This window comes from Streptomyces sp. M41(2017) (assembly GCF_002078175.1).
In the GTDB taxonomy this organism is placed as follows: domain Bacteria; phylum Actinomycetota; class Actinomycetes; order Streptomycetales; family Streptomycetaceae; genus Streptomyces.
Window position 1 is genome coordinate 33,449 of sequence record NZ_MWFK01000002.1, and the last position, 16,887, is coordinate 50,335.

Sequence of the window (16,887 nt, forward strand, 5' to 3'; positions counted from 1 at the left end):
GGGCCTCGCGGCACGGCGGAACACGGGCCCCCGCACACCCCCGCACCCCCGCGGTGCGCCACCCCTCCCCCGGCCGCGCCCGGCACACGCCTGAGGCGCACACCTGGGGCACCGGGACAGTCTGCCGGAGCGCGCTCGAAGCCTGGTCGAGTCCCGCTCGCCCCCAACGGGAGCCCCGGGCAGGCCCGTTCGGCGGTGAGGGGCACGCCTGATCGGAGGCCTCGGGCGCGCCCGTTCGGCGGCGCCGGTGGCGGCGGCAGCGCCGCACGAAGGACGTCCGGATCCGGGCGTCCGACGCGGTGCCCGGCGTGCGTCCACGCCGGGCGGGTAGGCGAGGTGTTGATCAGGCCGGCGGCGTCCTGCCGCCCGAAGGGCGCACGCGCGCGGTCCAGGTTCCCTCGTCCATCGCTCAACTATGGCTGTACGGGAGGCGGTTAGCCTTCCGATCATGGCCCGCTCGGCTCCGGGCCGCCGCGCCGGGACGCTCCGACGGGAGGAAGGGCCGGGGCTGCCCGCCTCCCCACACGACAAGGACTGCGTTTGTGAAAGTTCATCACCTGAACTGCGGCACCATGCATCCGCCCGGCGCGCGCCTGGTGTGTCATGTGCTGCTCCTGGAGACCGCCGGCGGTCTGGTCCTCGTCGACTCCGGGTACGGGCTCGACGACATCGCCGATCCCGGGCGCCGGGTCGGGCCCTCCCGGCGTTTCGTGCGGCCCGTGTTCGACGTCGAGGAGACGGCCGTACGGCAGGTCGAGAGGCTCGGGTTCCGCCGCGAGGACGTCCGCCACATCGTGCTGACGCATTTCGACTCCGACCACATCGGGGGGCTGGCCGACTTCCCCGACGCGCAGGTCCACCTCACCGCCGACGAGGCGAGGGGCTCCGTCCACTCCCCCACCTGGCGGGAGCGGATCCGCTACCGGCGGCCGCAGTGGGAGCACGGCGTGAAGCTCGTCGAGCACCGTCCCGACGGTGAGCGGTGGCGCGGCTTCGCGGCGGCGCGTGAACTCGACGCGATCGCGCCCGGGATCGTACTGATCGCTCTGCCCGGGCACAGCCGGGGGCACGCCGCCGTCGCCGTGGAGTCGGACAGCGGATGGCTGCTGCACGCCGGGGACGCCTTCTACCATCTGGGCGTCCTGGACCGGCGCTCCCCCGTCCCGCGCACGCTCAGCGGCATGGAGTCCTTCATCGCGTACGACATCAAGCAGGTGCGCGACAACCATGCGCGGCTCGCCGAGCTGTACGAGCGCGGGGAGCCCGATCTGCTCATCGTCAACGCCCACGACCCCGTGCTGTTCGAGCAGGCCCTCGCGCGCGTCTAGCGGGGCCGGCCGGCTGGGGGGTCGGTGGCGGGCGGCGGGGCGGGCTCCGGTGTGCGGGGCCCTGGCTTCGGGGGCTGCCGCACGGTCAGCTGGGCCCGGCGTACGTCGCCGGAGAGGAGGCCGACGACGGCGGCGCTCGCGCTGATGCCCGCGCCGATGAGGAACATCGGGGTCACTCCGACCGCGCCGGCCGCGAGTCCGAACAGGGGGAAGACGAGCGGGGCGAGGCCGACGTGGGACAGGGCCAGGACGCCGGCCACGCGGCCCTGGTAGGCGGCGGCCGTGTTGTGCTGGATCAGGGCGATGGACAGGCCTCCGCACACGCCGCCCACCAGTCCCGCGAAGCCGGCGACCGTCGCCGCGCCGGCCACCGTCGGCAGCAGACCGATGGCGCCGATCGCCGCGGAGGCGACGACGAGCGTGCCGGCCTGGACCGTTCCGGCGCGCCGGATCCGTCCCATGAGGGACAGGCCCACGGCTCCCAGTCCGGCCCCGACCGCGAACGCGCCGAGGATCCAGCCGATCGAGGAAGCCCCGAAGCCCCGCTCCCCCGCCAGGAGGAACACTCCCACCTGGAGCGGCGCCATGAACCCGATCTCGCTCAGCGCGGTGGCGAGCACGAGCGGTCCCACCAGGCGGTGGCGGCGGATGTAGCGCAGTCCGTCGGCCAGGTCCTGCCAGGGGGTGCCGGGTCCGGCCGCGCCCGGCTCCGCCGGCAGGGGCGCGATGCGCACACCGGCCAGGAGGAGGAGGGAGAACGCGAACAGCACCCCGGCCGTCGCGAAGGCGGCCTCGCCGTGGTGGGCGAGGGCGAACCCGGCCAGGGGCGGGCCCACCGCCTTGCCGATCCGGATCGCCAACTGCCGCATGCCGACCAGGCGGACGACCTCGTCGGGGGCGGTGAGCCGCGGGGGCAGCGCGCCCACCGCCGGCATGAACAGGGCGTCCACCACCCCGAAGACCAGCGCCACCACCACCAGCAGCAAGATCCTGGGTGTGCTGAGCCACAGCACCGCGGCGAGCGCGAGGATCACCGCGGCCCGCAGGGCGTCGGAACCGATGACGACCTTGCGCGGATCGAACCGGTCGGCCACCACACCGCCCAGCAGCATCAGCAGCGCCCTGGGGACGGCACCCACCGCCAGCACCATGCCGACCTGTGCCGGCCCGGCGAACTGCGCGGCCGCCCAGCCCAGCGCGAGGAAGTAGACGCTGTCGCCGACGATGGACGCGAAGTAGGCGGTCAGCCAGCGCAGCACGTTCGTGTCGCGGTGCGCGGGGCGGGCCGGCCGTGCCGGGCTCCGCCCGGACGGGCCGGGCCGGCCGGACGCCGCGCCGGACGCGTCCAAAGGCGTGCATGTTCCCTTGCCCGCAAGGGGGTTGGGCGGGGGGCCCGCCTCCGGGACGAGGGTGGCGGCGCGGGGTCCGGGGCCGGTGGGCGGGGCGGAGCCGCCGGACCTCGGGAACCCGGCTCTGACGGCGTCGGCATCGGTCACAGCCGGGATCCTCACCTCAATCTCCATACGGGACAAGGGATTCCGGTACGTCCTGGGCCAGGGCTCCACCGGCGTTCCGGCGGAAGCCTTCCCGCCGGACGCGGGTGGGACCGGCGGAGCGGGCGGGTCCCGCGGCCGGATCGCGGCTCAGTCGGTTTCGTCCGGTGTCGTCTCGGGCTTGGTGTAGAGGACCTCGCGGGCCTGTTCCGCGGCGCGGGCGAGGCTCTCGGAGACGTAGTCGAGGAAGCGGGCGATGTTCTCCAGGCGGTTGCCGGCCGGGGTGCCGTGGCCCAGGACGCCGACGCCCTGGCGTGCGGTCTCCACGATCTGGGCGGTGGAGCGGGCGCTGGCCATCATGGACTGGTACCAGACGTCGTCGTCGACGACGTAGCGCTCGCGGCGGCGTTCGTCGCGCTCCCTGCGGACCAGGCCCTGGCTCTCCAGGAACGCGATGGCCTTGGAGATGGACGCCGGGCTGACCTGGAGGCGCTGGACGAGTTCGGCGGCGGTGAGGCTGCCGGAGTCGGTGAGGGTGAGGCAGGCCATCACGCGGGCCATCATCGTGGGCGCGCCCGAGGCCATGAAGACGGTGGTGAGCACCTCTTCGTACTCGCGTACGGCCTGTTCGTGGCGGCCTTGCGGCTGGGGTGTCCTCGCGTCCCGGGGGGTGGCCTGCTTGCGGCGGTGGGCGCGGTGTTCAGTGGCCCGGTGGGCGAGGTCGGCGCGGTAGGAGGTGGGGCCGCCGTTGCGCATCACCTCGCGCGTGATGGTGGAGGTCGGGCGGTCCAGGCGTCGGGCGATCTCGGCGTAGGCGAGGCCGTCGGCCAGTCCCAGCGCGATCTGCTGGCGTTCCTGCTGGGTGAGCCTGCCTCCCGGCATCGCGGTCTCCTTCGTCGTGCATGGCGCGTGTTGTCGGGACTATAGCGTTCACATCCAATTCATTGCAACAACAGAAGTCCGGAGTGTTGCGTTAGATGTTGAACCATTGCAACAATTTCCGTTCTCCCAACTGCAGTTATGCGCCTGTTGCGCAACGCCACTGTTGCTCGATCAGTGAATGCAACGTAGCTTTTCTGTCATCAGAAACCGCGGGCCGCTGGGGCGCGCGATGCAGGAGAAGGAGAGCACGATGCAGAAGTTCGACTCCCCCGCCCCGATCTCCGCCGTTCTCGCCATCCCCGCCGGCCGGGTCCGCCTGGTCGCCGCGGACGGCGCCGACACCGGCGTCGAGGTCGTGCCCGCCGACGCCTCCAGGGGCGCCGACGTGAAGGCGGCCGAGCAGGTCACCGTCGCCTACGCCGACGGCGTCCTGCGCATCGAGACCCCGGAGGCCAACAGCCGCCTCCTGGGCGCCGGTTCCGGGGCCGTCGAGGTCACCGTCCAGCTCCCCGCCGGCTCCCGCGTCGAGGCGAGGACCGCCGCCGCCGAGATCAGCGGCACCGGACGCCTCGGCGACGTCACCGCCGAATCCGCCCAGGGCACCATCACCCTCGACGAGACCGCGAGCGCCCGCCTGACCCTCGCCGCCGGTGACATCACCGTGCGCCGGCTCGGCGGCTCCGCCGAGATCAGCACCCAGAAGGGCGACCTGACCATCACCGAAGCCGTGCACGGCACCGTCACCCTGCGCACCGAGGCCGGCCACATCAGCGTCGGCGCCGCCCACGGCGTCTCCGCCACCCTGGACGCCGGCACCGGATACGGCCGCGTCGACAACGCCCTGAACAACTCCGAGGGCTCCGCCGCAGGCCTGGCCATCCACGCCACCACCGGCTACGGCGACATCACCGCCCGCAGCAACTGAACGGCAGGGGCCCTCGGCGGGCACCCGCCGCAGATCCCCCGGCCCTCATCCGCCGCACGGCAGTCAACGGGCATCCGCCGGGAGACGGATGCCCCACACCTCGCGCAGTGCGTCGCACACCTCGCCGACGGTGGCGCGGGCGCGCAGGGCTTCCCTCATCGGGCGCAGGACGTCGCCGTCGCCCGCCGCCGCCTTCTTCAGCCTGGTGAGTGCGGCGTCCACGTCCCGTTGTTCGCGCCAGGCACGGAGTTTGGCGATGCGTTCGCCCTGCCGCACCGCGGCAGCGGGGTCGGCGGGCGCCGGCCCCTCGGGCCTCTCCGCGTCGAAGGTGACGGAGCCGGTCAGGGGCACGACGTACGCGCCGGGGCCGGTCTCCCGGACCACCTGGCGGGCGTCGGTGGCCCACTGCGGAAGCTCGGTACGGCAGTACCGGACGAGGTCCGCGGCCAGCCGCGCTGACGGCCCCGGCGGGAAGACACGGGCACCCTGCGGGGTGCACTCCCCCGCCCCGCCGTCCTGGACGATGACGGTGCCGGACAGCCGGCCGGCCGCCACCCCCTGCTCCTCGGCGACCAGTTGGTACAGCAGGAGCAGCGGCGCGGCGCAGGCGCCGCAGCGCATCGAGGTGACGACCTCGTCGAGCGGGATCCCGGCGAACAGCACCCGCATGTCGTCGATCGAGTCGATCGCCACCCCCGCCCGGCCGACCTCAGCGCTCGCCGCCGGCGCGTCGGAGTCGTGCCCGGTCCGGGTCGGCACGTCGAACACCACGGACAGCTCCGTCGTGCCGGCCGCGATCTGCCGCCGGTAGCGGGCGTTGGCCTCGGCCGCAGTGCCGGCGACCAATGCGGTGCACGGCCCCGGCGTGGGCGGACGGTCGGTGCGCGGGTCCGGGTGGGCGACGCGGGTCGAGGGGTGGGCGGACGGCTCCCGGAGCGACTGGTCCGCCTCCCGGAGCCACGTGCCCGCCTCCCCCGGACCTTGGCCGCTCCGCTCCCCCTTCCGCTTCCGCCGGTCCGGGTTCCCGGGCTCGCGAACCGGCGGGCCGTGCACCGGGCCGGCGTGCGGTCGTGGCGCGCCTGTTGCGGTGTGCTCCATGCAGTCCCGTTTCTCGGTGCCCGCCGCGCGGCGGGGGCCGGGGTTCAGCCGACGACGGTCCAGGTGTCGCCGCCGGCGAGCAGTGCCGCGAGGTCTCCCTTGCCGTTCTGCTCGATGGCCGCGTCCAGCTGGTCGGTCATCTGCGTGTCGTAGACGGGACGTTCGACGCTGCGGAAGACCCCGATGGGGGTGTGGTGCAGGGTGTCGGGGTCGGCGAGGCGGGACAGGGCGAACGCTGTGGTCGGGGACGCGGTGTGGGCGTCGTGGACCAGGATCCGGTGCCGGGTCTCGTCCGTCACCGGGACCACGACCAGGTCTCCGGTGACGGGGTCGCGGACGACGCCCTTGGACTGGTCGGTGCCGAAGGTGATGGGCCGGCCGTGTTCGAGGCGGATGACGGCTTCCTCGGCCTGTTGCTTGTCCTTGAGGACCTCGAAGGCGCCGTCGTTGAAGATGTTGCAGTTCTGGTAGATCTCCACCAGCGCGGTGCCCGGGTGGGCGGCGGCCTGGCGCAGGACGTCGGTGAGGTGCTTGCGGTCGGAGTCGACCGTACGGGCCACGAACGAGGCCTCCGCGCCGATCGCCAGGGACACCGGGTTGAACGGCGCGTCGAGCGAGCCCATCGGCGTCGACTTGGTGATCTTCCCGACCTCGGAGGTCGGCGAGTACTGCCCCTTGGTCAGGCCGTAGATCCGGTTGTTGAACAGCAGGATCTTCAGGTTCACGTTGCGGCGCAGGGCATGGATGAGGTGGTTGCCGCCGATGGACAGCGCGTCGCCGTCCCCGGTGACCACCCACACGGACAGATCCCGGCGCGAGGAGGCGAGTCCGGTGGCGATCGCGGGGGCACGCCCGTGGATCGAGTGCATCCCGTAGGTGTTCATGTAGTACGGGAACCGCGAGGAGCAGCCGATCCCGGAGACGAAGACGATGTTCTCCTTCGCCAGCCCCAGCTCCGGCATGAACCCCTGCACCGCCGCCAGGATCGCGTAGTCACCACAGCCCGGGCACCAGCGCACCTCCTGATCGGACTTGAAGTCCCGTGCGGTCAGCGGTACTTCGGGCCTGGGGATGAGGGTCAGGGCCTCAGCGGGCATCGATGGCCTCCTTGAGGGCGGTGGCGAGCTGTTCGGCCTTGAACGGCATGCCGTTGACCTGTGTGTGGGAGTGGGCGTCGACCAGGTACGTGGCCCGGATCAGGGTGGCGAGCTGGCCGAGGTTCATCTCCGGGATCACGACACGGTCGTAGGAGCGAAGGACGTCGCCGAGATTGCGGGGGAAGGGGTTGAGGTGGCGCAGGTGGGCCTGCGCGATGTGTTCGCCGGCGGCGCGGAACCTGCGCACGGCGGCGGTGATGGGCCCGTAGGTGGAACCCCAGCCCAAAACGAGCGTGTTCGCTTCGCCGGCGGGGTCGTCGACGTCGAGGTCGGGGACGTCGATCCCGTCGATCTTGGCCTGCCGGGTGCGGACCATGAACTCGTGGTTGGCGGGATCGTAGGAGATGTTCCCGCTGCCGTCCTGCTTCTCGATCCCGCCGATCCGGTGCTCGAGCCCCGGCGTCCCCGGGACCGCCCAGGGACGGGCCAGCGTCTGCGGGTCACGCTTGTACGGCCAGAAGACCTCGGTGCCGTCGTCCAGGGCGTGGTTGGGGTGCTGGGCGAACTGGACGCGCAGGTCGGGGAGTTCATCGCTCTCCGGGACGCGCCAGGGTTCGCTGCCGTTGGCGAGGTAGCCGTCGGAGAGGAGGAAGACCGGGGTGCGGTAGGTGACGGCGATCCGGGCCGCCTCGATGGCCGCGTCGAAGCAGTCCGCCGGCGTCATGGGCGCGACGATCGGGACCGGGGCCTCGCCGTTGCGGCCGTACATCGCCTGCAACAGGTCGGCCTGCTCCGTCTTGGTCGGCAGACCCGTGGACGGCCCACCCCGCTGGATGTCGATGACCAGCAACGGCAGTTCGAGCGAGACGGCCAGCCCGATCGTCTCCGACTTCAGCGCCACACCCGGCCCCGACGTCGTCGTCACCGCCAGCGAACCACCGAAGGCGGCCCCCAACGCGGCCCCGATCCCCGCGATCTCGTCCTCCGCCTGGAACGTGCGCACCCCGAAATTCTTGTGCCGGCTCAACTCATGCAGGATGTCCGAAGCCGGAGTGATCGGATACGAACCCAGATACAACGGCAGATCCGCCTGCCGGGACGCCGCGATCAGACCGTACGACAGCGCCAGATTCCCCGAGATGTTGCGGTACGTACCCGTCGGGAACGTCTGCGCCGCCGGAGCCACCTCGTAGGAGACCGCGAAATCCTCCGTCGTCTCCCCGAAATTCCAACCCGCCCTGAACGCCGCCAGGTTCGCCGCTGCGATCTCAGGCTTCTTCGCGAACTTCGCCGCCAGGAACTTCTCCGTACCCTCCGTCGGCCGGTTGTACATCCACGACAACAACCCCAGCGCGAACATGTTCTTGCTCCGCTCGGCCTCCTTGCGCGAGAGGTCGAACTCCTTCAGCGCCTCCACCGTCATCGTCGTCAACGGCACCGGATGCACGCTGTACCCATCGAGCGAACCGTCCTCCAGCGGACTGGTCGCATACCCGACCTTCTGCATCGCCCGCTTCGTGAACTCGTCCGTGTTCACGATGATCTCCGCACCCCGTGGCACATCCGCCATGTTCGCCTTCAACGCGGCCGGATTCATCGCCACCAGCACATTCGGCGCGTCACCCGGGGTGAGGATGTCGTGGTCGGCGAAGTGCAGTTGAAAAGAAGAAACGCCCGGCAGGGTTCCTGCGGGGGCCCGGATCTCGGCCGGGAAGTTCGGCAGCGTCGAGAGGTCGTTGCCGAACGAGGCCGTCTCCGAAGTGAAACGGTCACCGGTGAGCTGCATCCCGTCACCCGAGTCGCCGGCGAAGCGGATGACGACCCGGTCCAGGCGCCGGACTTCCTTGTCGTACACCCCTGTCGTGGCGGGGGCGGTGGTGTGCACGGACATACGTGGGTCGGCTCCTGTCGGTGCTGGTCCGGCGGGTGCGGGCACGTCGGCGGACAGGCGGTGCGGTGCAGGGTCCTACGTCTGCGTCGAGGCTAGGCACCGCCGGTGGAGGGGCGCTCGGGCCGTCGTCCAGCGGCTGCTCCGCCCCGCCCCGGGGCTGTCCCGGCGGGCGCAGGGGGCGGCTGGACCGCTCGGCTACTGGGGCTGGTTGCCGTGTTTGCGGGAGGGCTGGGGGACGTGTTTGGTGCGCAGGACGGCGAGGGCGTCGATCAGGCGGATGCGGGTCTCGGCGGGGTCGATGACGTCGTCGACCAGGCCTCGTTCCGCGGCGTAGTAGGGGTGCATGAGCTGGTCCCGGTATTCCTTGATGTGCTGGGTGCGGGTGGCCTCGGGGTCGTCGGCGGCGGCGATGTCGCGGCGGAAGATGACGCCGGCCGCGGCTTCCGCTCCCATGACGGCGATCTCGTTGCCGGGCCAGGCCAGGGAGAGGTCGGAGCCGATGGAGCGGGAGTCCATGACGATGTAGGCGCCGCCGTAGGCCTTGCGCAGGACGAGCTGGATGCGGGGGACGGTGGCGTTGCAGTAGGCGTAGAGAAGTTTCGCGCCGTGGCGGATGATCCCGTCGTGTTCCTGGCCGACGCCGGGCAGGAAGCCGGGGACGTCGACGAGGGTGACGAGGGGGATGTTGAAGGAGTCGCACAGCTGCACGAAGCGGGCTGCTTTCTCGCTGCCTTCGATGTCGAGGGCGCCGGCGAGGTGGGCGGGCTGGTTGGCGACGATGCCGACCGTGTGGCCGTCCAGGCGGGCCAGTGCGCACAGCACGTTGGGGGCCCAGCGTTCGTGGACCTCGAAGAAGTCGCCGTCGTCGACGACCTCGGCGATGACGTGGCGCATGTCGTAGGCGCGGGTGGTGTCGTGGGGCACCAGGTCGCGCAAGGCGGGGGTGCGGCGGGCGGGGTCGTCGGTGCAGGGTTCGGCCGGCGGGTGTTCGCGGTTGTTGGCGGGCAGCAGGCAGAGCAGGTAGCGGACGTCGGTGAGGCAGTCGTCCTCGTCGTCGTAGGTGAAGGAGGCGACGCCGGAGCGGGTGGCGTGGGCGTCGGCGCCGCCCAGTTCCTCGTGGCTGACCTGTTCGCCGGTGACGGCTTCGACGACGTCGGGGCCGGTGATGAACATCTGGGCGGTGCCGCGCACCATGAACACGAAGTCGGTCAGGGCCGGGGAGTAGGCGGCTCCGCCGGCGCAGGGGCCCATGATGACGCTGATCTGCGGGATGATCCCGGAGTTGCGGACGTTGCGCTGGAAGATGCCGCCGTATCCGGCGAGCGCGGTGACGCCTTCCTGGATGCGGGCTCCGGCGCCGTCGCACAGGCCCACGATGGGGGCGCCCGCGGTGGCGGCCATGTCCATGATCTTGTGGATCTTCTCGGCGTGGGCCTCGCCGAGGGAGCCGGCGAAGATGCGGAAGTCGTGGGCGTAGGCGAAGACGGTGCGCCCGTACACGCGGCCCCAGCCGGTGACGACGCCGTCGGTGTGGGGGCGGTGGTCCTCCAGGCCGAAGCCGCTCGCGCGGTGCCGGCGCAGTCCTTCGATCTCGGTGAAGCGGCCGTCGTCGAAGAGGAGCGCGAGGCGTTCGCGGGCGGTGAGTTTGCCCTTGGCGTGCTGGGCTGCGGTGGCCCGTGGACCGGGTCCGTCGCGCAGGGTCTGCCGGAGTGCCTCGAGTTCGGCGAGTGTGCCGCGCCGCTGTCCCGGTGCGTCGTGCGGGGCGGTGATGGGCTCCGCGGGCATGGGTGTCCCCCTCCGGCCGTCGTGGTGAGCCGCCGACCAGCGTGCGCCGGGGCGCTCGAGGGTGGTTGGAGTGGTGGACGATGCGGCGCGGGGCCGGGCCGTCCTTCGCCGCCGGGGGCCTGTCCCTGCCGTCCTCCTTCGTGAAGGTCAGGGGGTGTCTCGACGGTGAACAGGTCTGTCTCGCCCGTTCTTCGGCGGTGGTGGCGGGCGTTGGGGGCTGTGGTGTTTCTCCACCGGGCTGCGAGCGGTCGTCGAGGGCGGGTCGGCATGCTCGGGATCGTGAGCTCCGATGCGGCCCTGGCGTGAGACGTGAGGAGCTCGGACCGCCCGCCGGCGCTCCCACCCCCCCCCGAGGGTGCCGGCGGGCCGGTCCACCGCGGCCCGCCGCGACGCGTACGGGCCCTGCCGCGGGGCGTGCCCGCCCGGGAGGGGCGGGGTGCGCGGCTGCGGGGCGACTTCGGGCGTACGGAGCCCGACCTGCTCGGGCAGGGTTCGATCCGCCGTGCCGGGCCGGGCGGTCGAGGGCCCGTTCTTCCGGCCGGGACGACCGGCCGGCTCCAGACGAAGGAGACACCGACAGTGGACACCACCTGGTTCCGACGCTTCACCGCCCCGGGCGACGGGCCGCGGCTCGTGTGCTTCCCGCACGCCGGGGGTTCGGCGACGGCGTATCTGCCGCTGGCGCGGACGCTGCCCGCTGACCTCGATGTGGTGTCCGTGCAGTATCCGGGGCGCCAGGACCGCTACCGCGAGGCGCCGTTCACCTCGATCGCCGCGCTCGTCGAGGCGGTGGCCGGGCACCTGGCCGAGGAGCTGGAGAAGGATCCCTCGCGGCCGTACGCCCTGTTCGGTCACAGCATGGGCGCGCTCGTCGCGTTCGAGACGGCCCGGCTGCTCGCCGCGCGTGACCTGCCGTCCGCGCAGCGGCTGTTCCTGTCCGGGCGGGGCGCGCCGGGCCCGCGGAGCAGTGAGCACTACCAGTTCTTCGACGACGCCGATGTGCTGGCCGAGGTGCGCCGGCTGGGCGGTACCGATCAGGCGATGCTCGACAACGCCGAGGTCATGGAGATGGTGCTGCCGGGGCTGCGGGCCGACTACCGGGCCCTTGGCACCTATCGGTGGCACGAGGGTGAGCCGCTCGCGGCCCCGATATCGGTGCTGGTCGGGGACAGCGACCCGATGGTGAGTGTCGAGGAGGCCGTGACGTGGCGGGAGCACACCGGGGGCGACTTCGCGCTGAAGGTGTTCTCCGGGGGTCACTTCTATCTGGCCGACCACCTCGCCGGGATCGCCGCGACCGTGACGGAGGGGCTGCTCGCCGGGACGGGCGCCCGCTGACCCGTTTCCGGGCCGGGCACGCCGGCGGGCCGTGGGACGGGTCCGTGCCCGCGCTCCGCGCCCCGGGCCGTGACGGTGCCCGCGCTCGTGTCCGGGCCGGGCCGTGGCTCGATGTGGCTGGTTGACCCTGACCCGGGGTCAGGGTGAACGCTGAACCCATGACCACTTCCCCCACAGCTTCCTGGTCCGGCATGGTCCCCGTCGACGACACGGCGCTGGCCGTCACCGACACGGGCGGCCCCGGCCGGGCCGTCGTCTATCTCAACGGCGCCTACGCCGACCGGCGGCCCTGGCGGCCCGTCATCGCCGAACTCGGCGCCGGCTGGCGGCACATCACGTTCGACGGGCGGGCCCGCGGCCGCTCGCGCCGGTCGGCGGACTACTCCTTCGAGGCCGCCCTGCGCGACATCGACGCCGTCCTCGGCGCGAGGGGCGTCGACCGGCCGCTGCTGGTGGGCTGGTCCTACGGCGCCTCACTCGCCGTGCACTGGGCCGAGCGCAACCCCGGCCGCGCGCTCGGCGTGGTGTGCGTGGACGGAGCGGTCCCCTACGGTCTGACCGGTGAGGCGGGGCGGGCGCGGATCCGGCACCTGTTCCGCCGGATGCGGCTGCTGCTGCCGCTGGTGCGGCCCTTCGGGCTGGCCGCGCGGATGAGCGCCGACCGGCACGCCGACGTCAACATCGAGGCCAACGAGATCACCGCGGCCATCGGACCGGTCCTGGACCGGGTGGCGTGCCCGGTGCGTTTCGTCCTCGCCACCGGCGCGAGCCTGGGCGGCCAGGAGGAGGAGATGGAGGAGATGCGGGCCTCGCTGGACCCGGTGCTCGCCCGCAACCGGGACATCCGGGTGAGCGCGAAGGTCGCGAGCAACCACTCCCACATCCTGCGCAAGGACTTCCGGGCGGTGGCCGCGGCGGTCCGTGAGACGGCGGCCGCCCTCGACGGCGGGGCGCGCTGACCTCATGGTGTACGGGCTCACGATCGGGCAGGCTGCGGCGTTCGCCGGTGTCACGGTCAAGGCGGTGCGCCACTACCACCGGCTCGGTCTGGTGGAGGAACCCGGGCGGGACGGTTCGGGCTATCGGCGGTACGGGTCGGCGCAGATGCTGCGGCTGGTGCAGGTGCGGACGCTGGCCGGCGCGGGGGTGCCGCTCGCCGAGATCGCCGGGCTTCTCGACGGGGACCCGGAGGGATTCGCGGCGGCGCTGGAGGATGTCGAGCGCCGGCTCACCGAGCGGATCGAGGAGCTGATCGCGCGGCGGGCGGTGCTGCACCGGCTGGCCTCAGGGGACCGGCTGCTGCTGCCCGAGCGGGCCTGCGCGGTACTGGACCGGCTCGCGGAACTGGGGGTCGGTGCCGCGTACGTGGCGATCCAGCAGGAGGCGCTGGTCCTGGCGCGGGCTCTGGTGCCGGAGGTGTTCGAGAGTTTCCTGCAGCATCTGGAGCACCAGCTGGCCGATCCGCAGTACGTCGAGCTGGTGCGGCGCTGTCAGGACGCCGAGGCGTGGGATGCGGACGATCCGCGGCTCGACGAGCTGGCGGCCGCGCTGGCCGCCAAGGTGCTGGCCCATCGCGAGGAGCTGTCGATGCCGGCGGCGTTCCGGGCCAGGCCCGACGCCGCCGCCCGGTACGGGCTGATCAACCATCACCGTGAGGACCAGGCGCCCGCGGCGGTGCGGCTGACCGAGCTGCTGGAGGCGAACCTGCGGGCGGCCGGGGTGGAGGTTCCGCAGCAGTGAGCGCCCCCGGGCGGCTCGGCGTGTGGCCGCCCGCCGGGTCCGTGCGGGCGGGGCGGGTCACGGGTAGGTGTGGAAGCCGCGGCCGGACTTCTTTCCCAGCAGGCCGCCCTCGACCATGCGCAGCAGCAGGGGCGGCGGGGCGTAGAGGGGTTCCTTGTACTCCTCGTACATGGCGCGGGCGATGGAGACGGTGGTGTCCAGGCCGATGAGGTCGGCCAGGCGCAGCGGTCCCATGGGGTGGGAGCAGCCCTGGGTCATGCCCTGGTCGATGGTGTCGGCGTCGGCGAGGCCGGATTCGAGCATGCGGACGGCGCTGAGCAGGTAGGGGAAGAGGAGGGCGTTGACGAGGAAGCCGGCCCGGTCCGGGGAGGTGATGGGTGTCTTGCCCAGGACGTCGCGGACGAAGGTCTCGGCGCGGGTGCCGACCGCCCGGTCGGTGAGGACGGAGTCGATGACTTCGACGAGCGGGAGCACGGGGACGGGGTTGAAGAAGTGCAGGCCCAAAACCTGGGCGGGGCGGCGGGTGGCGGCGGCGAGGCGGACGATCGGGATGGAGGAGGTGTTGGATGCCAGGATCGCGTCGGGGTCCTCGACGATCTTGTCGAGGGTGGCGAACAGGTCCTGTTTGAGGGGCTCGTCCTCTTTGACGGCCTCGATCACCAGGTGCCGGTCGGCGAGTTGGCCCAGGTCGCGGGTGAACGAGACGCGGGCCAGGGCCGCTTCGCGGTCGGCTGGGGTGAGTTTGCCCTTGGTGACGGCGCGGTCGAGGGAGGCGGTGAGCCGCCGGGGTGCGGTGTCCAGGGAGGTTTCGGAGAACACCACGACCCGCACGTCCAGGCCTGCTTTGGCGCAGAGTTCGGCGATGCCGGTGCCCATGATGCCGCTGCCGACGACACCGACCCGGTCGATACCGGTGTGTGCACGGCTGCCGGTGGTGATGTCGGTGTGCGGCGTGGCTGTGGTGGTCATAGGTTCCTCCCCCAGGTCAGAAGTGATGCTCCGATCGACATGCCGCCGCCGAACCCGGCGAGGAGCACCAGGTGTCCGGGGGCGAGGGCTCCGCTGCGGTTCGCGTCGTCGAGGGCGACGGGCACGGAGGCGCTGCCGACGTTGCCGTAGCGGATCAGGGTGCGGTGGGTCTGTGCGCCGGCCAGGCCGGTGCGTTCGACGAGGTCGGTGAGCATGACGCCGTTGGCCTGGTGGGGGACGAAGTGGTCGACGGCGGCGATGTCGACGCCGGCCCGGTCGGTGAGGGCGGTCAGGGCGGGCGGGACGTGTTCGGCGACGAAGTCGCGTACGCCGCGGCCGTCCATCCTGAAGTGGTGGCCGCCGTCGGCGAGGGTCTGCGCGGAGGCGGGGTTGCGGCTGCCGCCCGCTTCGACGCGGATGAGGTGGTGGGCGTCGCCGCGGCTGGACAGGTCGCTGGCGATGATGCCGTACGGCTCGGGGACGGCGCCGACGACGGCGGCTCCGGCGCCGTCGGCGAAGAGGATCGCGGTCCTGCGGTCGGTGAAGTCCAGGATGCGGGAGTACACGTCGGCGCCGATCACCAGGGCGCGGGCCGTGGGGTGTTGGGCGATGAGGCTGTGGGCGAGGGCGAGGGCGTAGACGAAGCCGCTGCACACGACGTTGACGTCGAAGCAGGCCGCGTTCCAGGCGCCCAGCGCGCTTTGGACGAGGTAGGAGGTGGGGGGCTGGGGGAAGTCGCCGGTGGAGGTCGACACGATGACGTAGTCGATCTGACCGGCGCTCAGGCCTGCCTGGTCCAGGGCGCGTTCGGCCGCGAGGGTGGCGAGGTCGGAGGTCGCCTCGTGGGGGGCGGCGTAGCGGCGGGAGCGGATCTGGGTCTTGGCCTCGATCCACTGGGGGGTGACGCCGACGCGTTCGGCGATCTCGTCGTTGGTGACCTCGTGCTTGGGCAGGTAGGAGCCGGTGGAGAGGATGCCGATGCCCACGTCAGGTCCCCTCGGCGGGTGCGGGGGCGGTGCGCAGGGGGTTGAGGCGGGCGGCGCCGATCCTCTCGCGCAGGGCGGGGTCGGTGACGCCGAGTCCTTCCCGGGGGGCCAGGCACAGGACGCCGACCTTTCCGGTGTGGCGGTTGAGCTGGACCAGGCGGGCGGCCTCGCCCACGTCGGTGAGGGGGAACACCGCCGACAGGACCGGGGAGAGGTGTCCCAGGCGGAACAGGCGGTTGCATTCGGCCTGTTCCTGGAGGTTGGCGGCGTGGCTGCCGATGATCCGTTTGAGGTTCATCCACAGGTAGCGGTTGTCGAAGTGGTGGTCGTATCCGGTGCTGGATCCGCAGGTGACGACGGTGCCGCCCTTGCGGACGACGAATACCGAGATGCCGAAGGTGGCGCGGCCGACGTAGTCGAAGACGACGTGCGGGTCCTCGCCGGCCTGGCGGCGGATCTCGCGGCCCAGGCGCTTGCCCAGTTCGATGGTCCGTTCGGGGGTGGGGGCGTCGTCGCCGCCCATGCCGATCTCGTTGCGGTCGATCACGATGTCGCAGCCCAGGCGGCGCAGTGCGGTGGCCTTCGCTTCGGAGCTGACGACGCCGACGGCGATGCCGCCCGCGTTCTTGACCATCTGGACGGCGAACGCGCCGAGTCCGCCGGTGGCGCCCCAGATGAGGACGATGTCGCCCTGTTTGATGCGGGCGCCGTTGTCGCCGACGAGCATCCGGTAGGAGGTGGCGGCGGTCAGCAGGACGCTCGCGGACTCCTCCCAGGTCAGGTGGGCCGGCTTGGGCAGGAGCTGGCTGGCGCGGACGACGGTGTAGTGGGCGAGGCCGCCGAAGTTGGTCTCGTATCCCCAGATCCGCTGGCGGGTGCCGAGCATGGCGTCGGCGTGGGTGGCGGGTTCCTGTTCGTCGACCTGGACGCAGGAGGCGACGACGTGGTCGCCGGTCTTCCAGTGCCGTACGCCCGCACCGGTCTTGACGACGATGCCGGCGGCGTCGGAGCCGACGACGTGGTGGGGCAGGTCGTGGCGGGCGGCGTGGGCGCCCTCGCGGGCGTGGCGCTTGAGGAAGGAGAAGGTGGGGACGGGTTCGAAGGTCGCCGACCAGACGGTGTTGTAGTTGATGGAGCTGGCCATGACGGCGACGACGACCTCGTCGGGGGCGATGTCGGGCATCGGGACGGGTCCGACGTGCAGGGACTTGCGGACGTCCTTGTCCTCGACGCCGTCGAACATGCCGGCGTCGGCGGCCAGCAGGTGGGTTGCCTGGTAGGTGGCGGGCAGGTCGTGTCGTGCGAGGTCGTCCGGTCCTGCCCCGTCCAGCAGGGCCTGGGTCAGAGCGTCCATG

At 72.2% G+C, this 16,887-nt stretch carries 14 protein-coding genes; 5 read left to right on the forward strand and 9 right to left on the reverse strand.

Annotated features, from left to right (window positions below):
- The first annotated feature begins 542 nt into the window (after positions 1-542).
- Positions 543-1,328, forward strand: coding sequence for an MBL fold metallo-hydrolase (locus B0675_RS25860; protein ID WP_081222041.1), 786 nt, complete (start codon positions 543-545; stop codon positions 1,326-1,328).
- On the opposite strand, the gene B0675_RS25865 is transcribed toward B0675_RS25860, so the two are convergent.
- Positions 1,325-2,824 carry an MFS transporter gene (locus tag B0675_RS25865; RefSeq protein ID WP_241539984.1) on the reverse strand — a complete coding sequence of 500 codons (1,500 nt, stop codon included), beginning with the start codon at positions 2,822-2,824 and terminating at the stop codon, positions 1,325-1,327. The two genes, B0675_RS25860 and B0675_RS25865, sit on opposite strands and share 4 nt — an antisense overlap.
- A gap of 147 nt (positions 2,825-2,971) precedes the next feature.
- Positions 2,972-3,703, reverse strand: coding sequence for a helix-turn-helix domain-containing protein (locus tag B0675_RS25870; protein ID WP_081222043.1), 732 nt, complete (start codon positions 3,701-3,703; stop codon positions 2,972-2,974).
- A 250-nt stretch (positions 3,704-3,953) separates the two neighbouring features.
- On the opposite strand from B0675_RS25870, the gene B0675_RS25875 reads away from it, so the two are divergent.
- Positions 3,954-4,628: a DUF4097 family beta strand repeat-containing protein gene (locus B0675_RS25875; RefSeq protein WP_081222044.1), complete on the forward strand. Its 675-nt coding sequence runs from the start codon at positions 3,954-3,956 to the stop codon at positions 4,626-4,628.
- Between the two features lie 63 nt (positions 4,629-4,691).
- Here B0675_RS25875 and B0675_RS25880 read toward each other — a convergent pair whose 3' ends face one another.
- The 4 genes from B0675_RS25880 to B0675_RS25895 all read right to left on the reverse strand — a co-directional run bounded on the left by B0675_RS25880 (position 4,692) and on the right by B0675_RS25895 (position 10,499).
- A complete protein-coding gene (locus B0675_RS25880) occupies positions 4,692-5,474 on the reverse strand; it encodes a methylmalonyl-CoA mutase family protein (RefSeq protein ID WP_241539985.1) in 783 nt (260 codons plus the stop codon).
- Positions 5,475-5,770: 296 nt separating this feature from the next.
- Positions 5,771-6,823: a 2-oxoacid:ferredoxin oxidoreductase subunit beta gene (locus tag B0675_RS25885; RefSeq protein ID WP_081222046.1), complete on the reverse strand. Its 1,053-nt coding sequence runs from the start codon at positions 6,821-6,823 to the stop codon at positions 5,771-5,773.
- The gene (locus B0675_RS25890; protein ID WP_081222047.1) at positions 6,813-8,714 is read right to left on the reverse strand and encodes a 2-oxoacid:acceptor oxidoreductase subunit alpha; all 1,902 of its coding nucleotides are present in this window, start codon (positions 8,712-8,714) and stop codon (positions 6,813-6,815) included. Before B0675_RS25890 ends, B0675_RS25885 begins: the two co-directional genes overlap by 11 nt.
- Positions 8,715-8,909: 195 nt before the next feature.
- Positions 8,910-10,499, reverse strand: coding sequence for an acyl-CoA carboxylase subunit beta (locus B0675_RS25895; RefSeq protein WP_081222048.1), 1,590 nt, complete (start codon positions 10,497-10,499; stop codon positions 8,910-8,912).
- A 579-nt stretch (positions 10,500-11,078) separates the two neighbouring features.
- Here B0675_RS25895 and B0675_RS25900 point away from each other — a divergent pair.
- The 3 genes from B0675_RS25900 (at position 11,079) to B0675_RS25910 (ending at position 13,577) form a co-directional block, all read left to right on the forward strand.
- The gene (locus tag B0675_RS25900; RefSeq protein ID WP_081222049.1) at positions 11,079-11,837 is read left to right on the forward strand and encodes an alpha/beta fold hydrolase; all 759 of its coding nucleotides are present in this window, start codon (positions 11,079-11,081) and stop codon (positions 11,835-11,837) included.
- Between the two features lie 158 nt (positions 11,838-11,995).
- Positions 11,996-12,796 carry an alpha/beta hydrolase gene (locus B0675_RS42450; RefSeq protein ID WP_179165430.1) on the forward strand — a complete coding sequence of 267 codons (801 nt, stop codon included), beginning with the start codon at positions 11,996-11,998 and terminating at the stop codon, positions 12,794-12,796.
- Between the two features lie 4 nt (positions 12,797-12,800).
- A complete protein-coding gene (locus B0675_RS25910) occupies positions 12,801-13,577 on the forward strand; it encodes a MerR family transcriptional regulator (RefSeq protein ID WP_081223876.1) in 777 nt (258 codons plus the stop codon).
- A gap of 57 nt (positions 13,578-13,634) precedes the next feature.
- Here the strand turns inward: B0675_RS25910 and B0675_RS25915 are convergent, their stop codons facing one another.
- The 3 genes from B0675_RS25915 to ccrA are packed head-to-tail and all read right to left on the reverse strand — an operon-like array spanning position 13,635 to position 16,886.
- The gene (locus tag B0675_RS25915) at positions 13,635-14,546 is read right to left on the reverse strand and encodes a 3-hydroxybutyryl-CoA dehydrogenase (RefSeq protein ID WP_081222051.1); all 912 of its coding nucleotides are present in this window, start codon (positions 14,544-14,546) and stop codon (positions 13,635-13,637) included.
- Complete coding sequence (locus B0675_RS25920) at positions 14,543-15,532, reverse strand: ketoacyl-ACP synthase III (RefSeq protein WP_081222052.1); 990 nt, start codon at positions 15,530-15,532, stop codon at positions 14,543-14,545. Before B0675_RS25920 ends, B0675_RS25915 begins: the two co-directional genes overlap by 4 nt.
- A gap of 1 nt (position 15,533) precedes the next feature.
- Positions 15,534-16,886 carry a crotonyl-CoA carboxylase/reductase gene (gene ccrA, locus B0675_RS25925; protein ID WP_081222053.1) on the reverse strand — a complete coding sequence of 451 codons (1,353 nt, stop codon included), beginning with the start codon at positions 16,884-16,886 and terminating at the stop codon, positions 15,534-15,536.
- Position 16,887: the final 1 nt, after the last annotated feature.

What these genes read in the sequence shown, in the direction of transcription:
- B0675_RS25870 (WP_081222043.1), bottom strand. Translation starts at nt 3,703, where the DNA reads ATGCCGGGAGGCAGGCTCACCCAGCAGGAACGCCAGCAGATCGCGCTG.
- B0675_RS25875 (WP_081222044.1), top strand. Translation starts at nt 3,954, where the DNA reads ATGCAGAAGTTCGACTCCCCCGCCCCGATCTCCGCCGTTCTCGCCATC.
- B0675_RS25885 (WP_081222046.1), bottom strand. Translation starts at nt 6,823, where the DNA reads ATGCCCGCTGAGGCCCTGACCCTCATCCCCAGGCCCGAAGTACCGCTG.
- B0675_RS25890 (WP_081222047.1), bottom strand. Translation starts at nt 8,714, where the DNA reads ATGTCCGTGCACACCACCGCCCCCGCCACGACAGGGGTGTACGACAAG.
- B0675_RS25895 (WP_081222048.1), bottom strand. Translation starts at nt 10,499, where the DNA reads ATGCCCGCGGAGCCCATCACCGCCCCGCACGACGCACCGGGACAGCGG.
- B0675_RS42450 (WP_179165430.1), top strand. Translation starts at nt 11,996, where the DNA reads ATGACCACTTCCCCCACAGCTTCCTGGTCCGGCATGGTCCCCGTCGAC.
- B0675_RS25910 (WP_081223876.1), top strand. Translation starts at nt 12,801, where the DNA reads ATGGTGTACGGGCTCACGATCGGGCAGGCTGCGGCGTTCGCCGGTGTC.
- B0675_RS25915 (WP_081222051.1), bottom strand. Translation starts at nt 14,546, where the DNA reads ATGACCACCACAGCCACGCCGCACACCGACATCACCACCGGCAGCCGT.
- ccrA (WP_081222053.1), bottom strand. Translation starts at nt 16,886, where the DNA reads ATGGACGCTCTGACCCAGGCCCTGCTGGACGGGGCAGGACCGGACGAC.